The organism is Rathayibacter sp. VKM Ac-2759 (assembly GCF_009834225.1).
Classification (GTDB): Bacteria; Actinomycetota; Actinomycetes; order Actinomycetales; family Microbacteriaceae; genus Rathayibacter.
This window is the reverse complement of record NZ_CP047176.1, coordinates 1,350,516-1,372,352: the sequence shown is the minus strand read 5'-3', so window position 1 is coordinate 1,372,352 and position 21,837 is coordinate 1,350,516. Positions and strand designations below refer to the sequence as shown.

Here is a 21,837-nt window from a genome sequence, read left to right as displayed (position 1 = left end):
CGGTCAGCGGAGTCGGGAGACGACGGAGTCGCCGATCGCGGAGGTCGAGCGCGCGGTGCCGTCCCGCGACTCGATGTCGGCGGTCACCGCCGCCGTCACGCGAGCGGCCTCGTCGCCGAGGCCCAGGTGGTCGAGCAGCAGGGCGACCGAGAGGATCGCGGCCGTCGGATCGGCGAGCTGCTTCCCGGCGATGTCGGGCGCGGATCCGTGGACCGGCTCGAACATGCTGGGGAACGCGCCGTCGGGGTTGATGTTGCCCGAGGCCGCGAGGCCGATGCCGCCGCTGATCGCGCCGGCCAGATCGGTCAGGATGTCGCCGAAGAGGTTGTCGGTGACGATGACGTCGAACCTAGCAGGGTCGGTCACGAGGAAGATCGTCGCGGCATCGACGTGGAGGTAGTCGACGGCCACGTCCTCGTAGGTGGCCCCGATCTCGTCGACGAGCCGCTTCCAGAGGGAGCCGGCGAAGACGAGGACGTTCGTCTTGTGCACGAGGGTCAGCTTCGAGCGGCGCTTCCGAGCCAGGTCGAACGCGTGGCGCACGACCCGCTCGACACCGTAGGCCGTGTTGACCGAGACCTCGTTGGCGATCTCGTGCGGCGTGCCCTGGCGGATCGCGCCGCCGTTGCCGACGTACGGGCCCTCCGTGCCCTCGCGCACGACGACGAAGTCGACCTCGCCGGGCGCCGACAGTGGCGAGGGCACCCCCGAGTAGAGGCGCGTCGGCCGCAGGTTGACGTAGTGGTCGAGCGCGAAGCGGAGGCGCAGCAGCAGCCCGCGCTCGATGTTCGCGTTCTTCAGGCGCGGGTCGCCGGGCACGCCGCCGACCGCCCCGAGGAGGATCGCGTCGTGCGCGGCGATCGCGGCGAGATCGTCGTCGGTGAGCACGTCGCCGGTCTCGAGGAACCGGCCGGCGCCGAGCGAGAACGGGGTCTTCTCGATCACCACGTCGGAGTCGGCGGTGACGGCGTCGAGGACCTTCACGGCCTCGGTGATCACCTCCGGCCCGATCCCGTCTCCGGGGATGACGGCGAGCTTCACGGTTCGTGGCATGGAGATCCTCAGGCGTACGGGGGCAGGGACGCCCCCAGCGTACTCTCGGCCGCGCGGCTCGGTTCCGGCGCCGCCGCCGGGCCGCCGACCCGGATTCCGCGCCACGCCCTTGTGCGGGAGTCACCTGTGTATGGGATCGTGCTCGCCATGCTCCACGACGACGACGATGTCTCGACGATCACGACCGACCGCGGCCGGGCCCGCTCCCGATTCCTGGCCGCACCCCCGCCCGCACCCCGCAGGAGTCCCGACCGGATCGCGCGCCTCTATCCGCGCCTCCGGCGCCAGGTCTTCGTCGCGATCTTCCTCGGCTACGCCGGGTACTACCTCGTGCGCAACAACGTCCCGCTCGTCGCGACGCTGCTGCAGGAGGAGCAGGGCTTCAGCACGGTCGACCTCGGTCTGCTCACGAACGGCGTCCTGCTCGCCTACGGCGTCTCGAAGTTCGTCAGCGCGATGCTCAGCGACCGCAGCAGCGCCCGGTACTTCCTCCCGCTGGGACTCGCGCTGTCGGCCGTCGCCAACCTGGTGATCGGCCTCGTGCCGGCGGTCGGCGCCTCCGTCGCGCTGCTGGCCCTCGTCATGGTCGTGAACGGCCTCTTCCAGGGGATGGGCTGGCCTCCCAGCGGCCGCACCCTCGTGCACTGGTTCTCGACCTCCGAGCGGGGGTCGAGGACAGCGCTCTGGAACGTCGCGCACAACGTCGGCGGCGCGGGCTCGGGCGCACTGGCCGCCGCGGCGCTCTCCTCGTTCGGCGACTGGCGCTCGGCGTTCTGGATGCCCGCCCTCGTCGCCCTGGGCGTCGCCGCTCTGGCCCTCGTCCTCCTGCGCGACACCCCGGAGTCCGAGGGGCTCCCGCCGATCGAGGAGTACCGCTCCGATCCCGCGCCGGTCTCGAGTGCCCCGGGCGACGAGGGGACCTGGGCGATGCTGCGCACCCACGTGCTCCTGAACCCGACGATGATCGGGCTCGCCTTCGCCAACGTCTTCGTCTACACCCTCCGGTACGGCGCCCTCGTCTGGGCACCGGTCTACCTCGCCGACGTGCGCGGAGCGAGCCTCGGCGAGGGCATCGCCGGCTTCTCGCTGTTCGAGCTGGCGGGCATCCCCGGCACGCTGCTGTGCGGCTGGATCAGCGACCGGGTGTTCCGCGGCCGCCGCTCGCCCGCCGGCATCGCGTTCCTGCTCGCCGTCGGCGCCGCGATCCTCGTCTACTGGCTCTCGCCCATCGACTGGCCGCTCGGAGTCTCCCTCGCCGCCCTCGTGGCGATCGGCGGGCTCATCTACGGGCCGGTGATGCTGATCGGCCTGCAGGCGCTCGATCTCAGCCCCCGCGAGGTGGCGGGTACCGCGGCGGGCTTCACCGGCCTGTTCGGCTACGTCCTCGGAGCGACGCTCGCCTCGACCGGCGTCGGCCTCGTCGTCCACGCCTACGGCTGGGACACGACCTTCGTCCTGATCCTCGCGTGCGTCGTCGCCGCGGTCGTGCTGATGGCGTTGGTCGGACGCTCGGAGAGGTCCCTGCGAGCGCGCGCCTCGGCCTGAGGAGCGCGGCTCAGCTCCGGCGCAGCCGCCACGCCGCCAGCACGCCCGCGAGCAGGACCAGGCCGGCGCCGATCCAGGCCGAGGCGCCCACGCCCGCGTCGAACGCGGCGCCGGCCGAGGCGAGCAGGCTCGCGGCGGAGTCGGCGGGCAGCTCGCCCGCGACGGCGACGGCCCCGCCCAGGGTCTCCCCCGCGCGCTGCGCTTGGCCTGCGTCGAGGCCCTCGGGCAGCACGACGCCGCTGCGGTAGGCGGCGGTGAGCACGGTGCCGAGCGTGGCCGTGCCGAGCACGGCGCCGAGCTCGTAGGCGGTCTCCGACACCGCGGAGGCGGCTCCCGCCTTGTCGGCCGGAGCGTTCGCCAGGACCAGCTCGTTCGACACGGTCTCGGCCGCGCCGATCCCCAGCCCGAGGAACGCGAAGGCGACGGCGACCGTGAGCGCGGAGGCCCCGCCGGGCGCCTGGCTGCCGATCGCGAGCAGCGCGTAGCCGACGGCCGAGACGACGAGGCCGGCCGGCACGACGAGGCGCGGCGTGATCCTCCGGGCGACGGGCACGACGCCGAGCCCCGCCACGATCATGACCGCGAGTCCGGGCACCAGTACGAGGCCCGCCTCCAGCGGCGAGAGCCCGACCACGAGCTGCAGGTGCTGCGACACGAAGAACAGCCCGCCGACGAGCGCGACGACGCTCAGCAGATTGACGAGGATCGCTGCGCTGAACGAGCCGCGGCGGAAGAGCGAGAGATCGAGCATCGGCACCGCGCGGCGCTGCTGGCGGCGCACGAACAGCACGCCGCTCGTCACGCCGACCACGAGCGAGACGATCGCGACCGCGTCGATCCCGTGCTCGGCCGCCGACTTGACCGCGTAGACGATCGGAGCCATCGTCGCGAGCGAGAGGACGATGCTGACGACGTCGACGGGGCCGGGCCGCGGGTCGCGAGACTCCGGCACGAGCAGCGGAGCGAGCACGACGAGCGGCAGCAGCACGGGCACCGCGAGCAGGAACACCGAGCCCCAGGCGTGGTTCTCGAGCAGGACGCCGCCGACCAGCGGACCGACCGCCGACCCGACCGCGAACCCGGTCGCCCAGATCGCGATCGCGAGGCGGCGCTGATCGCGGTTCGGGAAGAGGCTCCGGAGCAGCGACAGCGTCGATGGCATCAGGGTGGCGCCGAAGAGGCCGAGCGCGGCGCGGGCAGCGATGAGCGCGCCCGCGGTGGGGGCGAAGGCCGCCGCGACCGACACGACGGCGAAGCCGATCGCGCCGATGATCAGCAGCCTGCGCCGGCCCACCCGGTCGCCGAGGCTCCCCATCGCGACGAGGAGTCCCGCGAGCACCAGCGGGTACGCATCCACGATCCAGAGCAGCTCGGTGCCCGACGGCCCCAGGTCCTCCGAGATCGAGGGCAGCGCGAAGTTGAGGACGGTGTTGTCGACCGAGACCAGCAGCACCGGCAGCATCAGCACCGCGAGCGCGAACCAGGCGCGACGACCGACCCGATCGGTGGCGGGCTCGGAGGCAGGGAGGCGGACGGCGACGGGGGCGGTGCGGGCGGACACGGTGGTACTTCCTTTCGAGGGACGACTCGGAGGAGTATACCGTCCAGCCGGTACAGTAGTCGAGAGGCGAGGCGGGACCCGCTCCGTAGAATGGAGCGCATGCCTCCCGCCCCCGCCCGCGACCGCGTCCTCGACGCGTTCGAGGCGCTCCTGATCGAGCAGGGCGAGCGCGCGGCCACCCTCGACGCCACCGCGCGCACCGCCGGAGTCTCGAAGGGCGGGCTGCTCTACCACTTCCCGTCGAAGGACGCCCTGGTCGACGGCCTCGTCGAGCGCCTCGACGAGCGCCTCGCCGAGGACATCGACCGGATCACGACCTCGGACGAGGGCGTCGTCCCCTACCTGATCCGCACCTCGTTCGCCGCCGACACCCCCTTCGACCGCACGATCCTCGCGGTCTCGCGCATCGCCCAGGGCCACGACGAGCGCGCGAGCGCCGGCCTCGCCCGGATCCACGACAGCTGGAACGCCGTCGTCACCGAGGCCGTCGGCGACCCCCTGATCGCGCGCGCCATCGTCCTGATGAGCGACGGCCTGTACTACAACTCGGCCCTCCTCCCCACCGACGACGGCCCCCGCGGCCAGGCCGAGGACGTCCTCGCGGTCATCGACCGCCTCCTGCAGCGCTAGCCGGCCGCCGCCGCGCCTGCTGTGCGGGCAGCGGAGCTCCGCTGCCGACATCGGGGATCTCGACGTGCCCGCTCCGCGGCCTGTTCGAGCAGCGGAGCTCCGCTGACATCGGGGATCTCGACGTGCCCGCTCCGCGGCCTGCTCGAGCAGCGACGGGGAGCGCGGGATGCGGAGTGTCCCTGGGGCGGGCGGCCCGCCTTGCTGCCGGCCTGGCTTGCGGCCTGGCTGGCTGGCTGCCTGCCTGCCGCGCTTGACGCCCGCCTGCCCGCACTGCCTGCCCCTGCCCGCCTGCCCGCCGCGCTTGACGCCCGCCTGCCCGCACTGCCTGCCGCTCGCCCCTCCCGCACCGACTGCCCGTATCGCCTGCCCGCCCGGCCTGACACCCGCCCCACCGCCCGCCCGGCCTGACACCCGCCCGGCCTACCGCCCGCCCGATTGAAGGCCCAGCCTCCTGGCCGCCGGCCGCCCGCCCTTCTACCTGCCCTGCCTGCTGGTCGAGTAGCCCCGCAGGGGCGTATCGAGACCCACCCGCGTCAGCAGGCCAGCCCACCGACCCCCCCTCGCTGAGGGTCGCGGATCTCGATACGCCCGCTGCGCGGCCTACTCGATCAGCGAGCGCGAGAGCAGGAGGACGCCTCTCCACGGCCCACCCACCTTCCTGCCCGCCCGCTTGCACGCCTCGCCCGCCTGCCCTGCCTGCTGGTCGAGTAGCCCCGCAGGGGCGTATCGAGACCTGCCCGCGTTACAAGGCGAGTGCTTCAGAGCGCTCCCCCGGCGAGAACGGTTCCTCCACAGGCTTCTTCTGGGCGTGAGTTGTCCCGTTCGGCCGCTGTCCGCGCCCTGGTGTCGGTGGTCCCTGATTCAATATCCGTATGGCAGTTGCAGCAGAGACACGACCCACGGAGGCGATACTCGACGACGTCCGCGAGGGCGCCGACGAGGTCGGCCGCCTCGCCCGCAACGCCTCCCTCGACCTGCTCGCGTCCGCCGAGAAGCTGTACGACGTCTACCGGCACGGCCTCACGATCCCGCTCGCGTTCGCCCGCGGCGGCCTGTCGAGTCGCGAGTCGAGCGACCTCGTCGAACGCTCCCTCCGCGCCGAACTCGCCACCGGCGCCGGAGTGTCCGAACGGGAGCTCTCCCGCGACCTCGAACGCGCGCACCTGCTGGTCGAGGATCTTCCGCTCACCCGAGCCCTGCTCGCGGCGGCCAGGATCCGCTGGCGAGCCGGCGAGGTGATCTGCTCCGCCGCCACGACACTGCCCAAGGAGTCCCGCGCCGAATTCGACGAGCGCGCCGCCGACCTCGCCCTGTCGAAGACCCCCACCCAGCTGCGACGCGCCGTCGACCGGCTCCGCGATCAACTCCACACCGAGCCCCTCGCCGAACGACACCACCGCGCCGTGCAGGACCGCGGCGTGTGGCTCACCCCCGAGATCGACGGGATGGCCACACTCTCCGCCCTCCTCCCCGCGGCGGCCGCGGTCGGCGTCTACAACCGCCTCGATCGCATCGCGCACTCCCTCCGCGACGGCGCCGGCCCCGCGGGTGACTCCCGGGCCTCGGGCGATGAACGGACTCTCGCCCAGCTGCGCGCCGACGCCTTCACCGATCTCCTCTGCGACGGAGACATCGCCGGCACCACCCCCGTCAGCAGCCCGCAGGACACCCCTCCGACGTTCGTCCCCGGAATCCGCGCCGAAGTGCGCCTGACGCTCCCCGCGAGCACCGCCTCCGGAGCAGACGACGCTCCCGCCGACCTCGACGGCTACGGAGCGATCCCCGCCACCATCGCCCGCGAACTCGCCGGAGTCGCCGCCACCATCACCCGAGTCCTCACCGACCCCCACACCGGCACCGTCGTCTCCGTCGGCCGCACCCACCGCGTCCCACCCCCGCAGATGCGCCTCGCGCTCCAGCTGCGCGACCAGACCTGCCGGTTCCCCGGCTGCACCCGCCCCGCGTCCACCAGCGAAGCCGACCACACGATCGAATGGCGCCACGGCGGCCAGACCTCCCTCGAGAACCTCGCGTCCCTCTGCACCGCTCACCACCACGTCCGCCACGGCGACCGCTGGACCTACCGCCTCCACCCCGACGGCACCACCGACTGGACCACCCCCACCGGACGCCACGTCACCACCCGACCACCCGCCCTCCCCGGCAGGCCGCCCGTACCACCCCCACGCTTCACCGACGACCCACCCCCGTTCTGACCCACCCGCTCCGTCCGGCGTCCGCGCCGGCCGGCAGACAGACCGCGTCCGCAGGCAGGTCGGTCTCGATACGCCCCTGCGGGGCTACTCGACCAGCAGGCATCCACCGTCCACTCCGCGTGGACGCCCTCCCACATGCCGGCGTGCCGTCCTCGACAACGTCTCGTCGTTCTGCCCGGTCTACCACCACGGCGACCGCTGGACCTACCGCCTCCGCCCCGACGGCACCGCCCGGTGGACCACCCCGCGTTTCACGGACGATCCGCCCCGTTCTGACGCTCCCGCTCCGTCCGGCCTCCGCCGGCCCGCGGACAGACCGCGCTCACAGGCAGGTCGGTCTCGATACGCCCCTGCGGAGCCGGTCGACCAGCAGGCCTTCGCCGCCCACTCCGAAGAGACCCGCCCTCCTGCATGCCCGCGCGTCGCCCTCGACAACCTCGCGTCGCTCAGCACGGCGCACCATCACGCCGCCACGGCGACCGCACCCCTGGCGCGAGCACGCGTCCGATACCACAGCCCCGACGCGCGACGCACCGAAGACGCGACACCGGTCTCCTCGACCCGCGATCACGCCCGCGCCGTCCTAGAGCTGCACGACCCCGTCGATCAGCGTCGTCGTCGCCCCGCCGATCCACACGTCCTCGCCCACCCGCTCGACGTGCACGCGCCCCGCGCGCCCGAGCGCTGCGCCCTGCGCCGCGACGTACCGCTCCGGAGCGAGCCCCGCGCCGATCAGCCACTGCGCGATCCCCGCGTTGAGGCTCCCCGTCACCGGATCCTCGAGCACTCCCACGTCGGGGATGAACGCCCGCACCTCGAAGGCGCACTCGGCACCGTCCGGGTACGGTCCGACGACACCGAGCGGCAGCCCCGCGAGCAGCGCCTGATCCGGCGCCAGCTCGAGCACCCGCTCCGCCGACGCCAGCCGCACCGCGAGCCAGCCCGGACCGTTGTCGACCCACTCGTGCCCGAGGATCTCGGAGCGCGGGATCCGCAGCGCCGCCGCCGCGCGCTCCACGGTGGCCTCGTCCGCAGGCCCCGAGCGCAGCCGCGGCGGCGCCGCGAAGGCGATCCCCGCCTCCGTCACGCGCAGCCGCACGAGCCCGGCCGCGCACTCCTGCACGAGCGAGCCCTCGACGCGCGGCACTCCCCCGGCGCCGAGCCACGCGTGAGCGCTCCCGAGCGTCGGGTGCCCCGCGAACGGCAGCTCGCCGCCGGGGGTGAAGATCCGGAGCCGGTAGTCGGCCTCGGGCGCAGTGGGCGTCAGCAGGAACGTCGTCTCCGACAGGTTCGTCCAGCGCGCGAAGGCCGCCATGTCGGCGTCCGCGACCCCGTCGCCGTCGACGACCACCGCGACGGGATTGCCGCGGAACGCCTCCGCCGCGAACACGTCGACCTGTGCGAACCTCCGCGAGACCATGGGAACCCCTACTGCTCGGTGATGTCGATCTCCTGCATCAGGTCGGCGTCGATCGCGACGCGGACCTTCTCGAGCAGGCCGTCGGGCGCGGGCGAGTCGATCGTGATGACGGAGAGGGCCTTGCCGCCCGCCTCGGTGCGCGCGATCTGCATCCCGGCGATGTTGACGGAGGCGTCGCCGAACTCGCGGCCGTACACCGCGACGATCCCGGGCCGGTCGATGTAGCTCATCACGACGTGGTGCTTCGCGAGCGGCACCTCGACGTCGTAGCCGTTGATCGCCACGAGCTTCTCGACCTGCTTGGTGCCGGTGAGCGTGCCCGAGACCGAGATCTGCGAGCCGTCGGAGAGGGCACCGCGGAGGGTGATCACGTTGCGGTACTCATCCGACACCGAGTCGGTGATGAGCCGCACCTCGATGCCGCGCTGCTCGGCGAGCACCGGCGCGTTCACGTACGACACCGACTCCGAGACCACGTTCGTGAAGACGCCCTTGAGCGCCGCGAGCTTGAGCACCTTGACGTCGTAGGCGGCGAGCTCGCCGCGGACCTCGATGTCGATCGAGGTGACGGGCGAGTCGGCGAGACCCGAGAACACCTGGCCGAGCTTCTCGACCAGCGGGATGCCCGGGCGCACGTACTCGTCGATGACTCCGCCGGCGACGTTGACCGCGTCGGGCACGAGCTCGCCCGAGAGCGCGAGGCGCACCGACTTGGCGACCGAGACGCCGGCCTTCTCCTGCGCCTCGTCCGTCGAGGCGCCCAGGTGCGGCGTGACGACCACGTTCTCGAGCGCGAGCAGCGGCGAGCCGGTCGGCGGCTCCTTCACGAAGACGTCGAGACCGGCGCCGGCGATGGTGTTCGCGACGAGCGCGCGGTGCAGGGCGTCCTCGTCGATCAGTCCGCCGCGGGCGACGTTCACGATGAACGCGGTCGGCTTCATCAGCGCGAGCTGCTCGTCCGAGATCATCCCGGTCGTCTCGGGGGTCTTGGGCATGTGGATGGAGATGAAGTCGCTCTGGGCGAGCAGCTCCTCGAGGGTCAGCAGGGTGACGCCGAGCTGCTGCGCGCGGGCGCTCGTCACGTAGGGGTCGTAGGCGACGACGTTCACGCCGAAGGCCTGCAGGCGCGCGGTGATCAGGGCGCCGATGCGGCCGAGGCCGATGATGCCGACGGTCTTCTCGTAGAGCTCGACGCCGGTGTACTTGGAGCGCTTCCACAGTCCCTGGGCGAGGGCGCTGTGCGCGGCGGGGATGTGGCGGGCGAGGCTCAGGATGTGCCCCACGGTCAGCTCGGCGGCCGAGATGATGTTGGAGGTCGGCGCGTTGACGACCATGACGCCCGCGGTGGTGGCCGCCGCGATGTCGACGTTGTCGAGTCCGACTCCCGCGCGCGCGATGACCTTGAGCGACGGAGCCGCGGCGATCGCCTCGGCGTCCACCTGGGTCGCCGAGCGCACGAGGATCGCATCGGCCGCACCGAGCGCCTCGAGCAGCGCGGGCCGGTCGGTGCCGTCCACGGAGCGGATCTCGAAGTCGGGACCGAGGGCGTCCACGGTGGCGGGCGAGAGTTCTTCGGCGATCAGGACGACCGGCTTTGTCACGACAGACGCTTCCTTCGGAGAGGGGACGGACGAGGCTCGGGCGCGGGTGTCCGCGAGCCCCCGCCATGGTAGCGGAGGCCCAGCGGGCGCCCCGGCCGTGTGACGTCGCGCTCAGCCGAGGTCGACGAGGCTCTCGAAGCCGAGGATCAGCTGCACGTCGAGCGACAGCGCCGCCGAGAGGCAGAGCGCCGCGACGAGCAGCCCGGTGCGCGCGAGGACTCCCCGCCGGCGCCCGAGCAGGACGGCCGCGACGAAGCAGACGACCGGCAGCACCAGCCCGAGCACGAGCACGGTCCATCCCGTCGGGTTCAGATCGGTCCCGAGCGAGGCCGCGTAGGTGCGCAGCCCGACCAGGTTGCCGATCGCCTCCCACACGTCCCACGCGAAGAGCAGCGCGAAGCCCAGCGCGATCAGCACGGAGGCGGCGAGCCGGCGTCCGCGCCGGTCGCGTCGCCCGTCGCCCAGGGTCGCCTTCGCCGACAGCGAGTCCGTCATGCTCACGCCCCCTTCAGGAACGGCAGCGGGGCGAGCAGCACCAGCCCGGCGACGAGCCACACCACGCGGGTGCGCACCCGGGAGTCGCGCGTGCCCAGCAGCACCGCCGCGAACCAGGTCGCGGGCGCCGCGACGGCGAGCCACAGACCGAGCCCGTACAGCGCACCACCGAGAGCGTCCCCCGAGAAGGAGGCGGTGATCGTGGCGTTCTGGCGGGTCGCCGTGATCATCCAGCCGATCGTGTACAGGAGGTAGAGCCCGGCGGTGACACCGGTCGCGACGAGCAGCACGGAGGAGGCGGCGGCCGCCTCGGCCTCCGAGGTCTCGTCGTCGTCCTCGCCGTCCTCGCGCAACTCGTCCGGGAGGTCGTCGTCCGCGTCGCCCGCCCGGGAGGCGCGCACCGTCGGAGCCGAGCGCACCGCGCGCGGTGCGACTCCCGCCAGCGTCGGGTCGGCGCCCTCTCCCGCCCAGCTCAGAGCGTCGTCGTCGCCGTCACCGTCGTCGGCACTGCCGTGCCCTGGTCTGTCCTCGATCACCGCAACACCCTATCCGCGCGGTCCTCGCGGGAACCTCGGAGCGAGCCGACACCCCCGCGACACCCGGCGGACACCGTCCGGTCCCGCGGGCGCGGGATGCTCGGCGGATGACTGATCGCACCGACGCGGGAGCGGGCCGCCGTTTCGTCGCGATCGGCGACTCCTTCACGGAGGGGGTCGGCGACCCGCACGCGCGCCTGCCCAACGGAGTCCGCGGCTGGGCCGACCGCGTCGCCGACCGTCTCGCCCGCGCCGAGCCGGGCTGGGAGTACGCGAACCTCGCGATCCGCTCGAAGCGCCTGGCGCAGATCCGCGCCGAGCAGCTGCCCACCGCCCTCGCGCTGCGGCCGACCCTCGTCACCCTCTACGCCGGCGGCAACGACATCCTCGACCTCAAGACCGACATGCGCGTGCTCGTCGACGACTACGAGTGCCTGGTCGACGCACTCGCCACGACCGGCGCCTCCCTCGTGCTCTTCACCGGGTTCGACATCCCCGGCCTGCCCGCCCCGCGGATGTTCGTGCGCCGCAACCGCGTCTACAACGCAGCCGTCCGCCGGATCGCCCGCGAGCGCGGCGCGATCCTCGTCGACTACTGGCGGATGCAGGCGTTCCGCGAGCCGATGATGTGGTCTCCCGACCGGATGCACCTCTCCAAGCGCGGGCACCGGTTCCTCGCCGCGCGGGTGCTCGACATCCTCGGCGTCCCGCACACCGTCTCGGCGGGCCCGTGGGACGCGCCGGAGCCGCTCACGGCCCTCGAGTGGCTCCGCGACCAGCACCGCTGGACGGCCGACTGGCTGCTCCCCCTCGTCGGCCGCAAGCTCCGCCGCGTCACGCTCGGCGACCACCTGACCCCGCGCTGGCCCGACCCCGTCGTCGTGCCTCCGAAGGGCGGCCTGCGCCGCCTCGCCCGCGACCTCGGCTACTGAACGCAGAAGAGGGGACCCCGAACCGGGATCCCCTCTTCCGCGCTGGGCGCGACTAGCGCGCGACGCTGCCGTCGGTGTAGTCCTCGTCGGTCTGCTTCCAGGCGAAGAGCTTGCGCAGCTCGCGGCCGGTCTCCTCGATCGGGTGCTTCTCGCCCTTGGCGCGCAGCTCCTGGAACTCGGGGGCTCCGGCGTCCTGGTCGGCGATGAAGCGCTTCGCGAACGCGCCGTTCTGGATGTCGCCGAGAACGGCCTTCATGTTCTCCTTGACGCTCGGGTCGATGACGCGGGGGCCCGACACGTAGTCGCCGTACTCGGCCGTGTCCGAGACGCTCCAGCGCTGCTTGGCGATGCCGCCCTCCCACATGAGGTCGACGATCAGCTTGAGCTCGTGGAGCACCTCGAAGTAGGCGATCTCGGGCTGGTAGCCCGCCTCGACGAGGGTCTCGAAGCCGTACTGGACGAGCTGCGAGGTGCCGCCGCAGAGCACGGCCTGCTCGCCGAACAGGTCGGTCTCGGTCTCCTCGGTGAAGGTGGTCTTGATGACGCCGGCGCGGGTGCCTCCGATGGCCTTCGCGTACGACTTCGCGGTCTCCCAGGCGGTGCCCGACGCGTCGTTCTCGACGGCGATGATGTCGGGGATGCCGCGGCCGGCGACGAACTCGCGGCGCACGGTGTGGCCGGGGGCCTTCGGCGCGATGAGGATCACGTCGACGCCCTCGGGGGCCTCGATGTAGCCGAAGCGGATGTTGAAGCCGTGCGCGAACGCGAGGGTCTTGCCCTCGGTGAGCTTGTCCGCGATCTGCTCGCTGTAGATGGCGCGCTGGTGCTGGTCGGGCGCGAGGATCATGATCAAGTCGGCCCACTCGGCGGCGTCGGCGACGCTCTTGACCTCGAAGCCGTCGTCCTCGGCCTTGGCGGTCGACTTCGACCCCTCCTTGAGCGCGATGACGACCTGGACGCCGGAGTCGCGGAGGTTCTGCGCGTGGGCGTGGCCCTGCGAGCCGTAGCCGACGACGGCCACCTTCTTCGACTGGATGATGGAGAGGTCGGCGTCGGCGTCGTAGATGAGCTCAGTCACGTGAGTGACTCCTTTTCTGTCGGGGGGCTTTCTGTCGTGGAGAGTGCAGGAGCGTGCGGTGGTCAGTTCTTGAAGACGCGCTCGGTGATCGATTTCGAGCCTCGCCCGATGGCGAGCAGGCCCGACTGCGCGATCTCCTTGATCCCGTAGGGCTCGATGACGCGGAGGAAGGCGTTGGTCTTCCCCGAGTCGCCCGTGACCTCGATCACCAGGGCGTCGGTCGCGACGTCGACCACGCGGGCGCGGAAGAGGTTCACGGCCTCGAGCACCTGCGAGCGGGTGACGTTGTCGACGCGCACCTTCACGAGCAGGTGCTCGCGGTGCACCGACTGGTCGGGATCGAGCTCGACGATCTTGATGACGTTGACGAGCTTGTTGAGCTGCTTCGTCACCTGCTCGAGCGGCAGGTCCTCGACGTCGACGGCGACCGTGATGCGCGAGAGCCCCTCGAGCTCGGTCGGTCCGACCGCGAGAGATTCGATGTTGAAGCCGCGGCGCGCGAAGAGCCCGGCGACACGGGTGAGAAGTCCCGGCTTGTCTTCGACGAGCAGGGAGAGGACGTGGTGGGTCATGGCGGTCTACTCCTCGTCGTCCCAGGTCGGGCTGTGGTCTCTCGCGTACTGGACGTAGCTGTTCGAGACGCCCTGCGGGACCATCGGCCAGACCATGGAGTCGCGGCTGACGACGAAGTCGATGACGACGGGCCGGTCGTTGGTGGCGATCGCGAGGCGGATGGCGTCGTCGATCTCCTCCGGCTTGGTGACCCGGATCCCGAGCGCGCCGTACGCCTCCGCGAGCTTCACGAAGTCGGGGACGCGGATGGTGTCGTGCCCGGTGTTCAGGTCGGTGTTGGAGTAGCGGCCCTCGTAGAACAGGGTCTGCCACTGGCGCACCATGCCGAGCGAGGAGTTGTTGATCACCGCGACCTTGATCGGGATGTCGTTGATCGTGCAGGTGGCGAGCTCCTGATTGGTCATCTGGAAGCAGCCGTCGCCGTCGATCGCCCACACGGTGCGGTCGGGCTCGCCGACCTTCGCGCCCATCGCCGCGGGCACCGAGTAGCCCATGGTGCCGGCGCCGCCGGAGTTGAGCCACGCGTTGGGGCGCTCGTACTGGATGAACTGCGCCGCCCACATCTGGTGCTGGCCGACGCCCGAGGCGAAGACGCCCTCGGGTCCGGTGATCTCGCCGATGCGCTTGATCACGTACTGCGGCGAGAGCAGGCCGTCGACGGGCTCGGTGTAGCCGAGCGGGAACTCCTCCTGGAGGCCCTTGAGGTAGGTCCACCACTCGGCGGTGTCGGGGCGGCCGCCGTCGATCGCCTTCGCGAACGCGTCGGTGAGGTCGGGCAGGACGTCCTTGAGGTCGCCCACGATCGGCACATCGGCCGTGCGGATCTTGGAGATCTCGGCGGGGTCGATGTCGACGTGCACGACCTTGGCCTTGGGCGCGAACAGCGCCGCCTTGCCGGTCACGCGGTCGTCGAAGCGGGAGCCGAGCGCGAGGATCAGGTCGGCCTCCTGCAGCGCGAGCACCGCGGGAACGGTGCCGTGCATGCCGGGCATGCCCAGGTGCTGCTCGTGCGAGTCGGGGAACGCGCCGCGGGCCATCAGCGTGGTGACCACCGGGGCGCCCGACGCCTCGGCGAACGCCTTCAGCTCGGCCGCCGCGCGGGCGCGGATGACACCGCCGCCGACGTAGAGCACCGGCTTCTTCGACTCGGCCAGCAGCTGCGCCGCGGCCTGGATCTGCTTGCCGTGCGCCTTGGTGACGGGGCGGTAGCCGGGCAGGTCGATCTTCGGCGGCCAGAGGAACGGGGCCTCGTTCTGCTGCGCGTCCTTGGTGATGTCGACGAGCACGGGGCCGGGGCGGCCGGTCGTCGCGATCAGGGCGGCGGAGGCGAGGGCCTGCGGGATGTCCTCGGGTCGCGTCACCAGGATGGAGTGCTTGGTGATCGGCATCGTGATGCCGACGATGTCCGCCTCCTGGAACGCGTCGGTGCCCATCAGCGTCGAGAACACCTGACCGGTGATCGCGAGCATCGGGACCGAGTCCATGTAGGCGTCGGCGATCGCCGTGACGAGGTTCGTCGCGCCGGGGCCCGACGTCGCGATGCAGACGCCGAGCTTGCCCGTCGCGGCGGCGTAGCCCTCGGCGGCGTGGCCGGCGCCCTGCTCGTGGCGGACCAGGATGTGGCGGATCTTCGACGAGTCCATCAGCGGGTCGTAGACCGGGAGGATCGCGCCGCCGGGCAGGCCGAAGACGTCCTCGATCCCGAGCATCTCGAGCGAGCGGACGACCGCCTGCGCACCCGTGAGGGTCTCGGTCGCGGAGACCGATCCGGAGGTCGCGGAGGCGGGGCGGGGCGGCTGGGGCGTCGGTGCGGCGTGCACGGCGGACGGGTCCGGTGTCATGCGGGTGTCGATTCCTTCGAGAGGGAGTGCGTCGGCGGGAGGCGCGAGTGCGCGGGCCGTCCCGGACTACCCGGTGGTGGCGCCGACCGCGGCGGAGCGGACGAGCTTGGCGTACTTGGCGAGGACACCACGGGTGTAGCGCGGGGGGAGGGGCGCCCAGCCTTCTCGGCGGGCGGCGAGCTCGGCGTCATCGACGAGTAGGTCGATCGAGCGAGCGGCGATGTCGACCCGAATCGGGTCGCCGTCGCGCACGAATGCGATGGGACCTGCGTCCACCGATTCGGGAGCTATGTGGCCGATGCACAGGCCGGTTGTGCCGCCTGAGAATCGTCCGTCGGTCAAGAGTAGTACATCTTTCCCGAGGCCTGCGCCCTTGATGGCCGCGGTGATGGCGAGCATCTCCCGCATGCCCGGTCCGCCCTTGGGCCCCTCGTAGCGGATGACGACCACGTCGCCGTGCTTGATGAGGCCCTCGGTGAGCGCGTCCATCGCGGCGCGCTCGCGCTCGAAGACCCGGGCGGGGCCCTCGAAGACGGAGGCGTCGAAGCCGGCGGTCTTGACGACCGCGCCCTCGGGGGCGAGCGAGCCCTTGAGCACCGTCAGCCCGCCGGTCGCGTGGATCGGGTTGTCGAGCGTGCGGATGACCTCGCCGTCCAGCGGCGCGATGTCCATCGCCGCGAGGTTCTCGGCGACGGTCTTCCCGGTGACGGTCAGGCAGTCGCCGTGCAGGAGGCCCGCGTCGAGCAGCGCCTTCATCACGGCCGGGACGCCGCCGTGGCGGTCGACGTCGTTCATGACGTACTTGCCGAACGGCTTGAGGTCGCCGATGTGCGGGATGGTGTCGCCGATGCGGTTGAAGTCGTCGATCGTGAGGTCGACCTCAGCCTCGTTCGCGATCGCGAGCAGGTGCAGGATGACGTTGGTGGAGCCGCCGAAGGCCATCGCGACCGCGATCGCGTTCTCGAACGCCTTCTTCGTGAGGATGTCGCGCGCGGTGGTGCCGTTGCGGAGCAGCTCCACGACCGCCTCCCCCGACTTGCGGGCGAAGTAGTCGCGGCGGCGGTCGGCCGCGGCCGGCGAGGCCGAGCCCGGCAGGCTCATGCCGAGCGCCTCGGCGACGCTCGCCATCGTGTTCGCGGTGTACATGCCTCCGCACGAGCCCTCGCCCGGTGCGAACGCGCACTCGATGCGCTTGGCGTCCTCCTCGGACATGATCCCGGCCTTGACTCCGCCGACCGCCTCGAAGGAGTCGATGATCGTGATGTCCTTCTCGGTGCCGTCCGAGAGCTTGACCCAGCCCGGTGCGATCGAGCCGGCGTAGACGAACACGGCGGCGAGGTCGAGCCGCGCGGCCGCCATCAGCATGCCCGGGAGCGACTTGTCGCAGCCGGCGAGCATGACCGTGCCGTCGAGGCGCTCGGCCATCATCACGGTCTCGACGGAGTCGGCGATGACCTCGCGCGAGACGAGCGAGAAGTGCATGCCCTCGTGGCCCATCGAGATGCCGTCGGACACCGAGACGGTGCCGAACTGCAGCGGGTACCCGCCGCCCGAGTGCACGCCCTCCTTGGCCGAGCGCGCGAGGCGCTCGAGCGAGAGGTTGCAGGGGGTGATCTCGTTCCAGGAGGAGGCGATGCCGATCTGGGGCTTCTCCCAGTCGTCGTCTCCCATTCCGACCGCCCGCAGCATCCCGCGCGACGTCGTGGCCTCGATGCCGTCCGTGACGGTGCGCGAACGAGGCTTCCAATCGATTTCCGGCATGTGACGAGGCTACCGCCTCGCGCGCGGTGCTCCGGCTCTCAGCGGGGTGCGGAGCTCACTCCGCGGCGCCCCGGAAGTCGGCCAGCAGCGACAGGGCGTGCGCGACCTGCTCGGGGCCGCGGACGCGGTAGGCGGCCGAGGTCGTGCCCGCTCCGCTCTTGATGCCGACGTCGCCGGTGCGCATCACGGCGAAGGCGTCCTCGTCGGTGACGTCGTCGCCGGCGTAGAGCACCGCGGTCGCGCCGGTGTAGCGGCGCAGGTGCTCGACCGCCTCGCCCTTCGTGGTGGAGCGGACCGAGAACTCGAGCACGTTCTTGCCCTCGCGCACGTGCACGCCCTCGACCTCGGCGCGCGCCTCGGAGAGGGCGACGACGTGGGCGACCCGGCTGTGCCGGTCGGTGGCGAGCCGGGTGTGCAGCGCGAACCCGGCGGGCTTGTCCTCGATCCAGACGTTGTCGATGCCGCGGGCGATGCCCTTCAGCACGTCCTCGAGCACATCGACCTTCGCCCGCTCTGAGGCGTCGAGGCGCACGGCGTCCTCGTCGGGGTCGAGGCGGATCTCGACACCGTGCGAGCCGACGAGCAGCGCCTCGTCGGGCAGCTGCGCGACCTCCTCGAGGCTCTCGAGGGCGCGCCCCGAGACGAGGGCGACGCGGGTGCCGGGCAGGGCGAGCAGGCGCAGCACGGCCTCGCGCGCCTCGGGCAGCGCGCGGGCGCGGGCGGGCTCGTCGACCTCCGGGGCGAGAGTGCCGTCGAAGTCGAGGGCGACGAGGAGCCGCTCGGTCGCGGCGAGCTCGCGCAACGCGACGACGAGGCGGTCGGGAACGCCGGGCTGGTGCGGGACGCCGGGGGTCGGGGTGAGCGTGCTCATCGCGCGTCCTCGGCCTCGCGGGCGACCGCGGCCAGGCCGTGCGCGGCGTCCTGGCCGTGCTCGGCCTCCTGACCGAGCGGCGCCTCCTGGCCCCGCGCGGCGGGGCGCACGTCGAGCTGCTGCCCCTCGGCGTGCTCGGCGAGCGCCGCGAGGAAGCTGGCCGACCAGCGGGCGACGTCGTTCTCGAGGACGCGGCGGCGCAGCGCCCGCATCCGCCGGGAGCGCTCGACCCGCGGCATCCGCGCCGCCTGCTCGATCGCGTCCTTGAGGCCCGAGATGTCGTGCGGGTTCACCTGCACGGCCTGCTTGAGCTCGTCGGCGGCGCCGGTGAACTCGCTCAGCACGAGCACGCCGTCGTTGTCGAACCGGGAGGCGACGTACTCCTTCGCGACGAGGTTCATGCCGTCGCGCAGGGCGGTCACGAGCATCACGTCGGCCGCGAGGTAGAGGGCGACCATCTCCTCCCGGGGGTAGCCGTGGTGGAGGTAGCTGATCGCCGGGTTGCCGATCGTGCCGTAGTCGCCGTTGATGCGGCCGACCTGCAGCTCGATGTCGTCGCGCAGCTGCTTGTACGTCTCGACGCGCTCGCGGCTCGGGCTCGCGACCTGCACCAGCACGGCGTCGTCGGTGCTGAGGCGCCCGTCGGCCAGCAGCTCGCCGAAGGCCTTCAGCCGGTGCCCGATCCCCTTGGTGTAGTCGAGGCGGTCGACGCCGAGCATCACGGTCTGCGGGTCGCCGAGGTCGTGGCGGATCTGCCGCGCGCGCTCCTGGATCTCGGGACTGCGCGCCATCTCCTCGAAGGAGGCGGCGTCGATCGAGATCGGGAAGTGCTTGGCCACGACGGGCCGCACGCTCGCTCCGCGGCGGGAGCGGTTGACGCGGCGGGTGCCGACGACCGCCTCCTCCTCGACCGGCACCTCGACCAGCGTGCTGCGGGTGTCGTAGCCGAGCAGGCGGCGGACCGCGCGGAGGAAGCTGCCGGCGTCGCCCTGGCGCTGGAAGCCGATGACGTCGGCGCCCAGCAGGCCCTCGACGATCTGCTTGCGCCACGGGAGCTGGGCGAAGATGCCGTAGGGCGGGAACGGGATGTGGTTGAAGAAGCCGATGGTCACGTCGGGCCGGAGCTCGCGCAGCATCTTGGGGACGAGCTGGAGCTGGTAGTCCTGCACCCAGACGACGCCGCCCTCCTCGGTCACGGCGGCGGCCGCCTCGGCGAACCGCCGGTTGACGCGCACGTAGGCGTCCCACCAGTCGCGGTGGTACGTGGGCGGCGCGATCACGTCGTGGTAGAGCGGCCAGAGGGTGTCGTTCGAGAAGCCCTCGTAGTAGTCCTCGAGCTCCTGGGCGCTGAGGGCGACGGGGACGATCAGCACGCCGTCGTTCTCGAACGGGGCGACCTCCTCGTCGGCGACCCCGGGCCAGCCGACCCACGCACCGGCGTTCGCGCGCATCACCGGCTCGAGCGCGGTGACCAGGCCGCCGGGCGAGGTCTTCCACGAGGCGGTCCCGTCGTCGGCGACGACGCGGTCCACGGGGAGGCGGTTGGACACCACCACGAACGCGTTGCGGGGTGCCGCGGCGCGCTCGAGAGGGTCGGAGGCAGTGTTCGGAAGAATGGTGTTCCCCATCGTCGGTCGAGCCGTCTCTTACGCGGCGAGGGTAGCAGCCCCTCCCGAACGAGTGCCGGGGCTCAGGCCCGGGTGAGCGCCAGCGCGAGCACCGCTCCGCCGACCGTCGGCACGACCGCGACGGCGCCCAGCAGCGCGTACTGGCGCCACGAGATCGCGACGCCCAGAGCGGTGAGCCGCTGGTGCCAGAGCAGGGTCGCGAGCGAGGCCCACGGTGTGATCAGCGGACCCGCGTTCACGCCGATCAGCAGCGCGACCAGGCGCACCGGGTCGGAGGCGACGGGCTCGAGCGCGAGGTACGCCGGCAGGTTGTCGACGAGGTTCGCGGCGACGGCACCGGAGCCGGCGAGGCGCAGCAGGTCGCCGACTCCGCTCCCCTCGCCCGCGACCACGGCGAGCGCCGCGCCGAGGCCGAGCTGGTGCGCCGCCTCCATCGCCACGAAGAGACCGGAGGCGAAGACGACCAGCTGCCAGGGCAGGAGTGGGAGCCGCAGCGCCCCGCGCCGGCGGACGGCGAAGAGCACGACGAGGGCGAGGGCGGCGACCGCGGCGGGGATCCACACCTCGAGCCCCGAGACGAGCGCGGGCAGCAGGAGCGCGACGACGATCCCCGCGCCGATCAGCAGCACGCGGTCCTCGACCGGTGTCCGCTCCCCCGGCACGTAGCGGCCCGCGAGCTCGCGGCGGTACCGCACGGCCAGGATCAGCACCGGCACCGCGGCCGCGACGAGCGCGGGCAGCGCGGTCAGCGCCGCGAACTCGAGCGGGCCGTCGACCCCGAGGCGCCGCTCCGCGAGCAGGTTCGTCAGGTTCGACACGGGCAGCAGGAGCGACGCGCAGTTCGCCAGCCAGACCGTCGCCATCGCGAACGGCAGCGGCGAGACCCTGACGTGCGCCGCCAGCAGGACCACGACGGGGGTGAGCAGCACCGCGGTCGTGTCGAGCGAGAGGAACACGGTGCTGACGATCGCCATCACGACGACGAGCAGCCACAGCACGGCGGTGCGCCCGCGGCCCCAGACGGCGGCGCGCTCGGCGACGACGGTGAACACCCCCGCCTCGGAGGCGAGCTCGGCCACGACGGTCACGGCGACGACGAAGGCGAGGATCGGCGCCGTGCGCTCGACCAGCTCGCCCAGGGCGTCGAGCGGGAGGACCCCGGTCGCGACGGCGACGGCTCCGAGCACGAGCAGCACCGCCCCGATCACAGCCGTGCGCATGTCGTCCCCGTTCCTCTCGGTGCCGACCGTCCGGGGTGGCGGTTCACCGTAGCGGGCGGGAGCAGGGCGCGGTGTCAACCGTTCCTGAGAGCCCGGTCAGCCCGCTACCGTCGTCATGAACACAGGAGGCAATCGATGCGCAAGTTCATCCTCAACTCGAGCGTCATCAGCGCGATGGTCGGCGGCTGGTCCATTCTCCAGACGACCCGCAAGGGTCCGCGCGACTGGCGTCTGGCCCTGCAGTGGGTCAGCTGGGCGATCTCGGTCGCGGTGGCGCTCGGCTCCGTCTCGTACGACTCGAAGGAGCTCGCGAAGGAGTCGAAGGGCAAGAAGCGCGACCGCTGACCCGCCCGCGGCGTGTCAGCACGGCTTCGTGTCGCGCCCCGGCGAGACTGGGCGCGACACTGCCAGGTGCACGGGAAACGGGGTTCGTCATGAGGTTTCGTCTGAGGCGCCGCCAGCCGGCCCCCGAGGTCGTCGCGGCCCCCGCTCTCACCCAGGACGAGCTGTTCGCCGTCGTCCACGAGCGCCTGGCCGCCTTCGTCGGCGAGCAGGGCGCGTGGGTCGTCACGCGCCGCAGTCACGACGACCGCGACCCGATCTTCCACGGCATGCTCGCCCGCTCCCTCGCGCACGAGCTGTCGGCCGCGATCCAGGCCGAGCAGCTGCGCGCGGGCGTCGAGGCCACCTCCAGCCCGATCACCGAGGCGATCCCGGTCATGACCGCGTCGACTCCCCCGGTCACGTCGGACGACCTGGTCGCCGCCGAGCCCGCCGCCCTGACGTGGCAGCCGCAGCCGATCGCGGTCTGGGCCGAGCCCGCCGCGACCGATCGCGCCGACGCCCCCGCGTCCGCCGACTCCGCTCGCTGACTCC

The 21,837-nt window shown here is 72.2% G+C and carries 19 protein-coding genes; 6 read left to right on the top strand and 13 right to left on the bottom strand.

What is annotated here, in order from left to right:
• Positions 1–3: 3 nt before the first annotated feature.
• Positions 4–1,053: a 3-isopropylmalate dehydrogenase gene (locus GSU68_RS06225; RefSeq protein ID WP_159906505.1), complete on the bottom strand. Its 1,050-nt coding sequence runs from the start codon at positions 1,051–1,053 to the stop codon at positions 4–6.
• Positions 1,054–1,200: 147 nt separating this feature from the next.
• On the opposite strand from GSU68_RS06225, the gene GSU68_RS06220 reads away from it, so the two are divergent.
• Positions 1,201–2,598, top strand: a complete 1,398-nt coding sequence (locus tag GSU68_RS06220; RefSeq protein WP_159906503.1) for an MFS transporter — start codon at positions 1,201–1,203, stop codon at positions 2,596–2,598.
• 10 nt (positions 2,599–2,608) lie between these two features.
• On the opposite strand, the gene GSU68_RS06215 is transcribed toward GSU68_RS06220, so the two are convergent.
• Positions 2,609–4,159 carry an MFS transporter gene (locus GSU68_RS06215; protein WP_244259408.1) on the bottom strand — a complete coding sequence of 517 codons (1,551 nt, stop codon included), beginning with the start codon at positions 4,157–4,159 and terminating at the stop codon, positions 2,609–2,611.
• Between the two features lie 99 nt (positions 4,160–4,258).
• Between GSU68_RS06215 and GSU68_RS06210 the strand changes: the two genes are divergently transcribed.
• Positions 4,259–4,789, top strand: a complete 531-nt coding sequence (locus GSU68_RS06210; RefSeq protein ID WP_159906501.1) for a TetR/AcrR family transcriptional regulator — start codon at positions 4,259–4,261, stop codon at positions 4,787–4,789.
• A gap of 872 nt (positions 4,790–5,661) precedes the next feature.
• A complete protein-coding gene (locus GSU68_RS06205) occupies positions 5,662–7,005 on the top strand; it encodes an HNH endonuclease signature motif containing protein (protein WP_159906499.1) in 1,344 nt (447 codons plus the stop codon).
• 583 nt (positions 7,006–7,588) lie between these two features.
• Here the strand turns inward: GSU68_RS06205 and GSU68_RS06200 are convergent.
• The 4 genes from GSU68_RS06200 to GSU68_RS06185 form a co-directional block, all read right to left on the bottom strand.
• Positions 7,589–8,425 carry a PhzF family phenazine biosynthesis protein gene (locus GSU68_RS06200; RefSeq protein WP_159906497.1) on the bottom strand — a complete coding sequence of 279 codons (837 nt, stop codon included), beginning with the start codon at positions 8,423–8,425 and terminating at the stop codon, positions 7,589–7,591.
• An 8-nt stretch (positions 8,426–8,433) separates the two neighbouring features.
• Positions 8,434–10,026 carry a phosphoglycerate dehydrogenase gene (serA, locus tag GSU68_RS06195; protein ID WP_159906495.1) on the bottom strand — a complete coding sequence of 531 codons (1,593 nt, stop codon included), beginning with the start codon at positions 10,024–10,026 and terminating at the stop codon, positions 8,434–8,436.
• Between the two features lie 111 nt (positions 10,027–10,137).
• Positions 10,138–10,521 carry a hypothetical protein gene (locus GSU68_RS06190; RefSeq protein WP_159906493.1) on the bottom strand — a complete coding sequence of 128 codons (384 nt, stop codon included), beginning with the start codon at positions 10,519–10,521 and terminating at the stop codon, positions 10,138–10,140.
• 2 nt (positions 10,522–10,523) lie between these two features.
• Complete coding sequence (locus GSU68_RS06185; RefSeq protein WP_159906491.1) at positions 10,524–11,057, bottom strand: DNA polymerase III subunit gamma/tau; 534 nt, start codon at positions 11,055–11,057, stop codon at positions 10,524–10,526.
• A 107-nt stretch (positions 11,058–11,164) separates the two neighbouring features.
• On the opposite strand from GSU68_RS06185, the gene GSU68_RS06180 reads away from it, so the two are divergent.
• Positions 11,165–11,989 carry an SGNH/GDSL hydrolase family protein gene (locus GSU68_RS06180; protein WP_159906489.1) on the top strand — a complete coding sequence of 275 codons (825 nt, stop codon included), beginning with the start codon at positions 11,165–11,167 and terminating at the stop codon, positions 11,987–11,989.
• 52 nt (positions 11,990–12,041) lie between these two features.
• On the opposite strand, the gene ilvC is transcribed toward GSU68_RS06180, so the two are convergent.
• The 7 genes from ilvC to GSU68_RS06145 all read right to left on the bottom strand — a co-directional run bounded on the left by ilvC (position 12,042) and on the right by GSU68_RS06145 (position 20,961).
• Positions 12,042–13,067: a ketol-acid reductoisomerase gene (gene ilvC, locus GSU68_RS06175; RefSeq protein WP_159906487.1), complete on the bottom strand. Its 1,026-nt coding sequence runs from the start codon at positions 13,065–13,067 to the stop codon at positions 12,042–12,044.
• A 62-nt stretch (positions 13,068–13,129) separates the two neighbouring features.
• Positions 13,130–13,639 (bottom strand): acetolactate synthase small subunit, encoded by a 510-nt coding sequence (gene ilvN, locus GSU68_RS06170; RefSeq protein ID WP_159906484.1) that lies wholly within the window; start codon positions 13,637–13,639, stop codon positions 13,130–13,132.
• Positions 13,640–13,645: 6 nt separating this feature from the next.
• On the bottom strand, positions 13,646–15,481 hold the full coding sequence (locus GSU68_RS06165; protein ID WP_159906474.1) for an acetolactate synthase large subunit: 1,836 nt from the start codon (positions 15,479–15,481) through the stop codon (positions 13,646–13,648).
• 66 nt (positions 15,482–15,547) lie between these two features.
• Positions 15,548–17,242: a dihydroxy-acid dehydratase gene (gene ilvD / locus GSU68_RS06160; RefSeq protein ID WP_159906462.1), complete on the bottom strand. Its 1,695-nt coding sequence runs from the start codon at positions 17,240–17,242 to the stop codon at positions 15,548–15,550.
• 55 nt (positions 17,243–17,297) lie between these two features.
• Complete coding sequence (gene otsB, locus GSU68_RS06155; RefSeq protein WP_159906460.1) at positions 17,298–18,113, bottom strand: trehalose-phosphatase; 816 nt, start codon at positions 18,111–18,113, stop codon at positions 17,298–17,300.
• The gene (locus tag GSU68_RS06150; RefSeq protein ID WP_159906449.1) at positions 18,110–19,741 is read right to left on the bottom strand and encodes a trehalose-6-phosphate synthase; all 1,632 of its coding nucleotides are present in this window, start codon (positions 19,739–19,741) and stop codon (positions 18,110–18,112) included. Before GSU68_RS06150 ends, otsB begins: the two co-directional genes overlap by 4 nt.
• Before the next feature lie 62 nt (positions 19,742–19,803).
• Complete coding sequence (locus GSU68_RS06145) at positions 19,804–20,961, bottom strand: SLC13 family permease (protein ID WP_159906447.1); 1,158 nt, start codon at positions 20,959–20,961, stop codon at positions 19,804–19,806.
• A 135-nt stretch (positions 20,962–21,096) separates the two neighbouring features.
• Here GSU68_RS06145 and GSU68_RS06140 point away from each other — a divergent pair, with 135 nt between their 5' ends.
• Both GSU68_RS06140 and GSU68_RS06135 read left to right on the top strand, forming a co-directional pair.
• Positions 21,097–21,306: a hypothetical protein gene (locus GSU68_RS06140; RefSeq protein ID WP_159906445.1), complete on the top strand. Its 210-nt coding sequence runs from the start codon at positions 21,097–21,099 to the stop codon at positions 21,304–21,306.
• Between the two features lie 89 nt (positions 21,307–21,395).
• On the top strand, positions 21,396–21,833 hold the full coding sequence (locus tag GSU68_RS06135; RefSeq protein ID WP_159906443.1) for a hypothetical protein: 438 nt from the start codon (positions 21,396–21,398) through the stop codon (positions 21,831–21,833).
• Positions 21,834–21,837 lie beyond the last annotated feature (4 nt).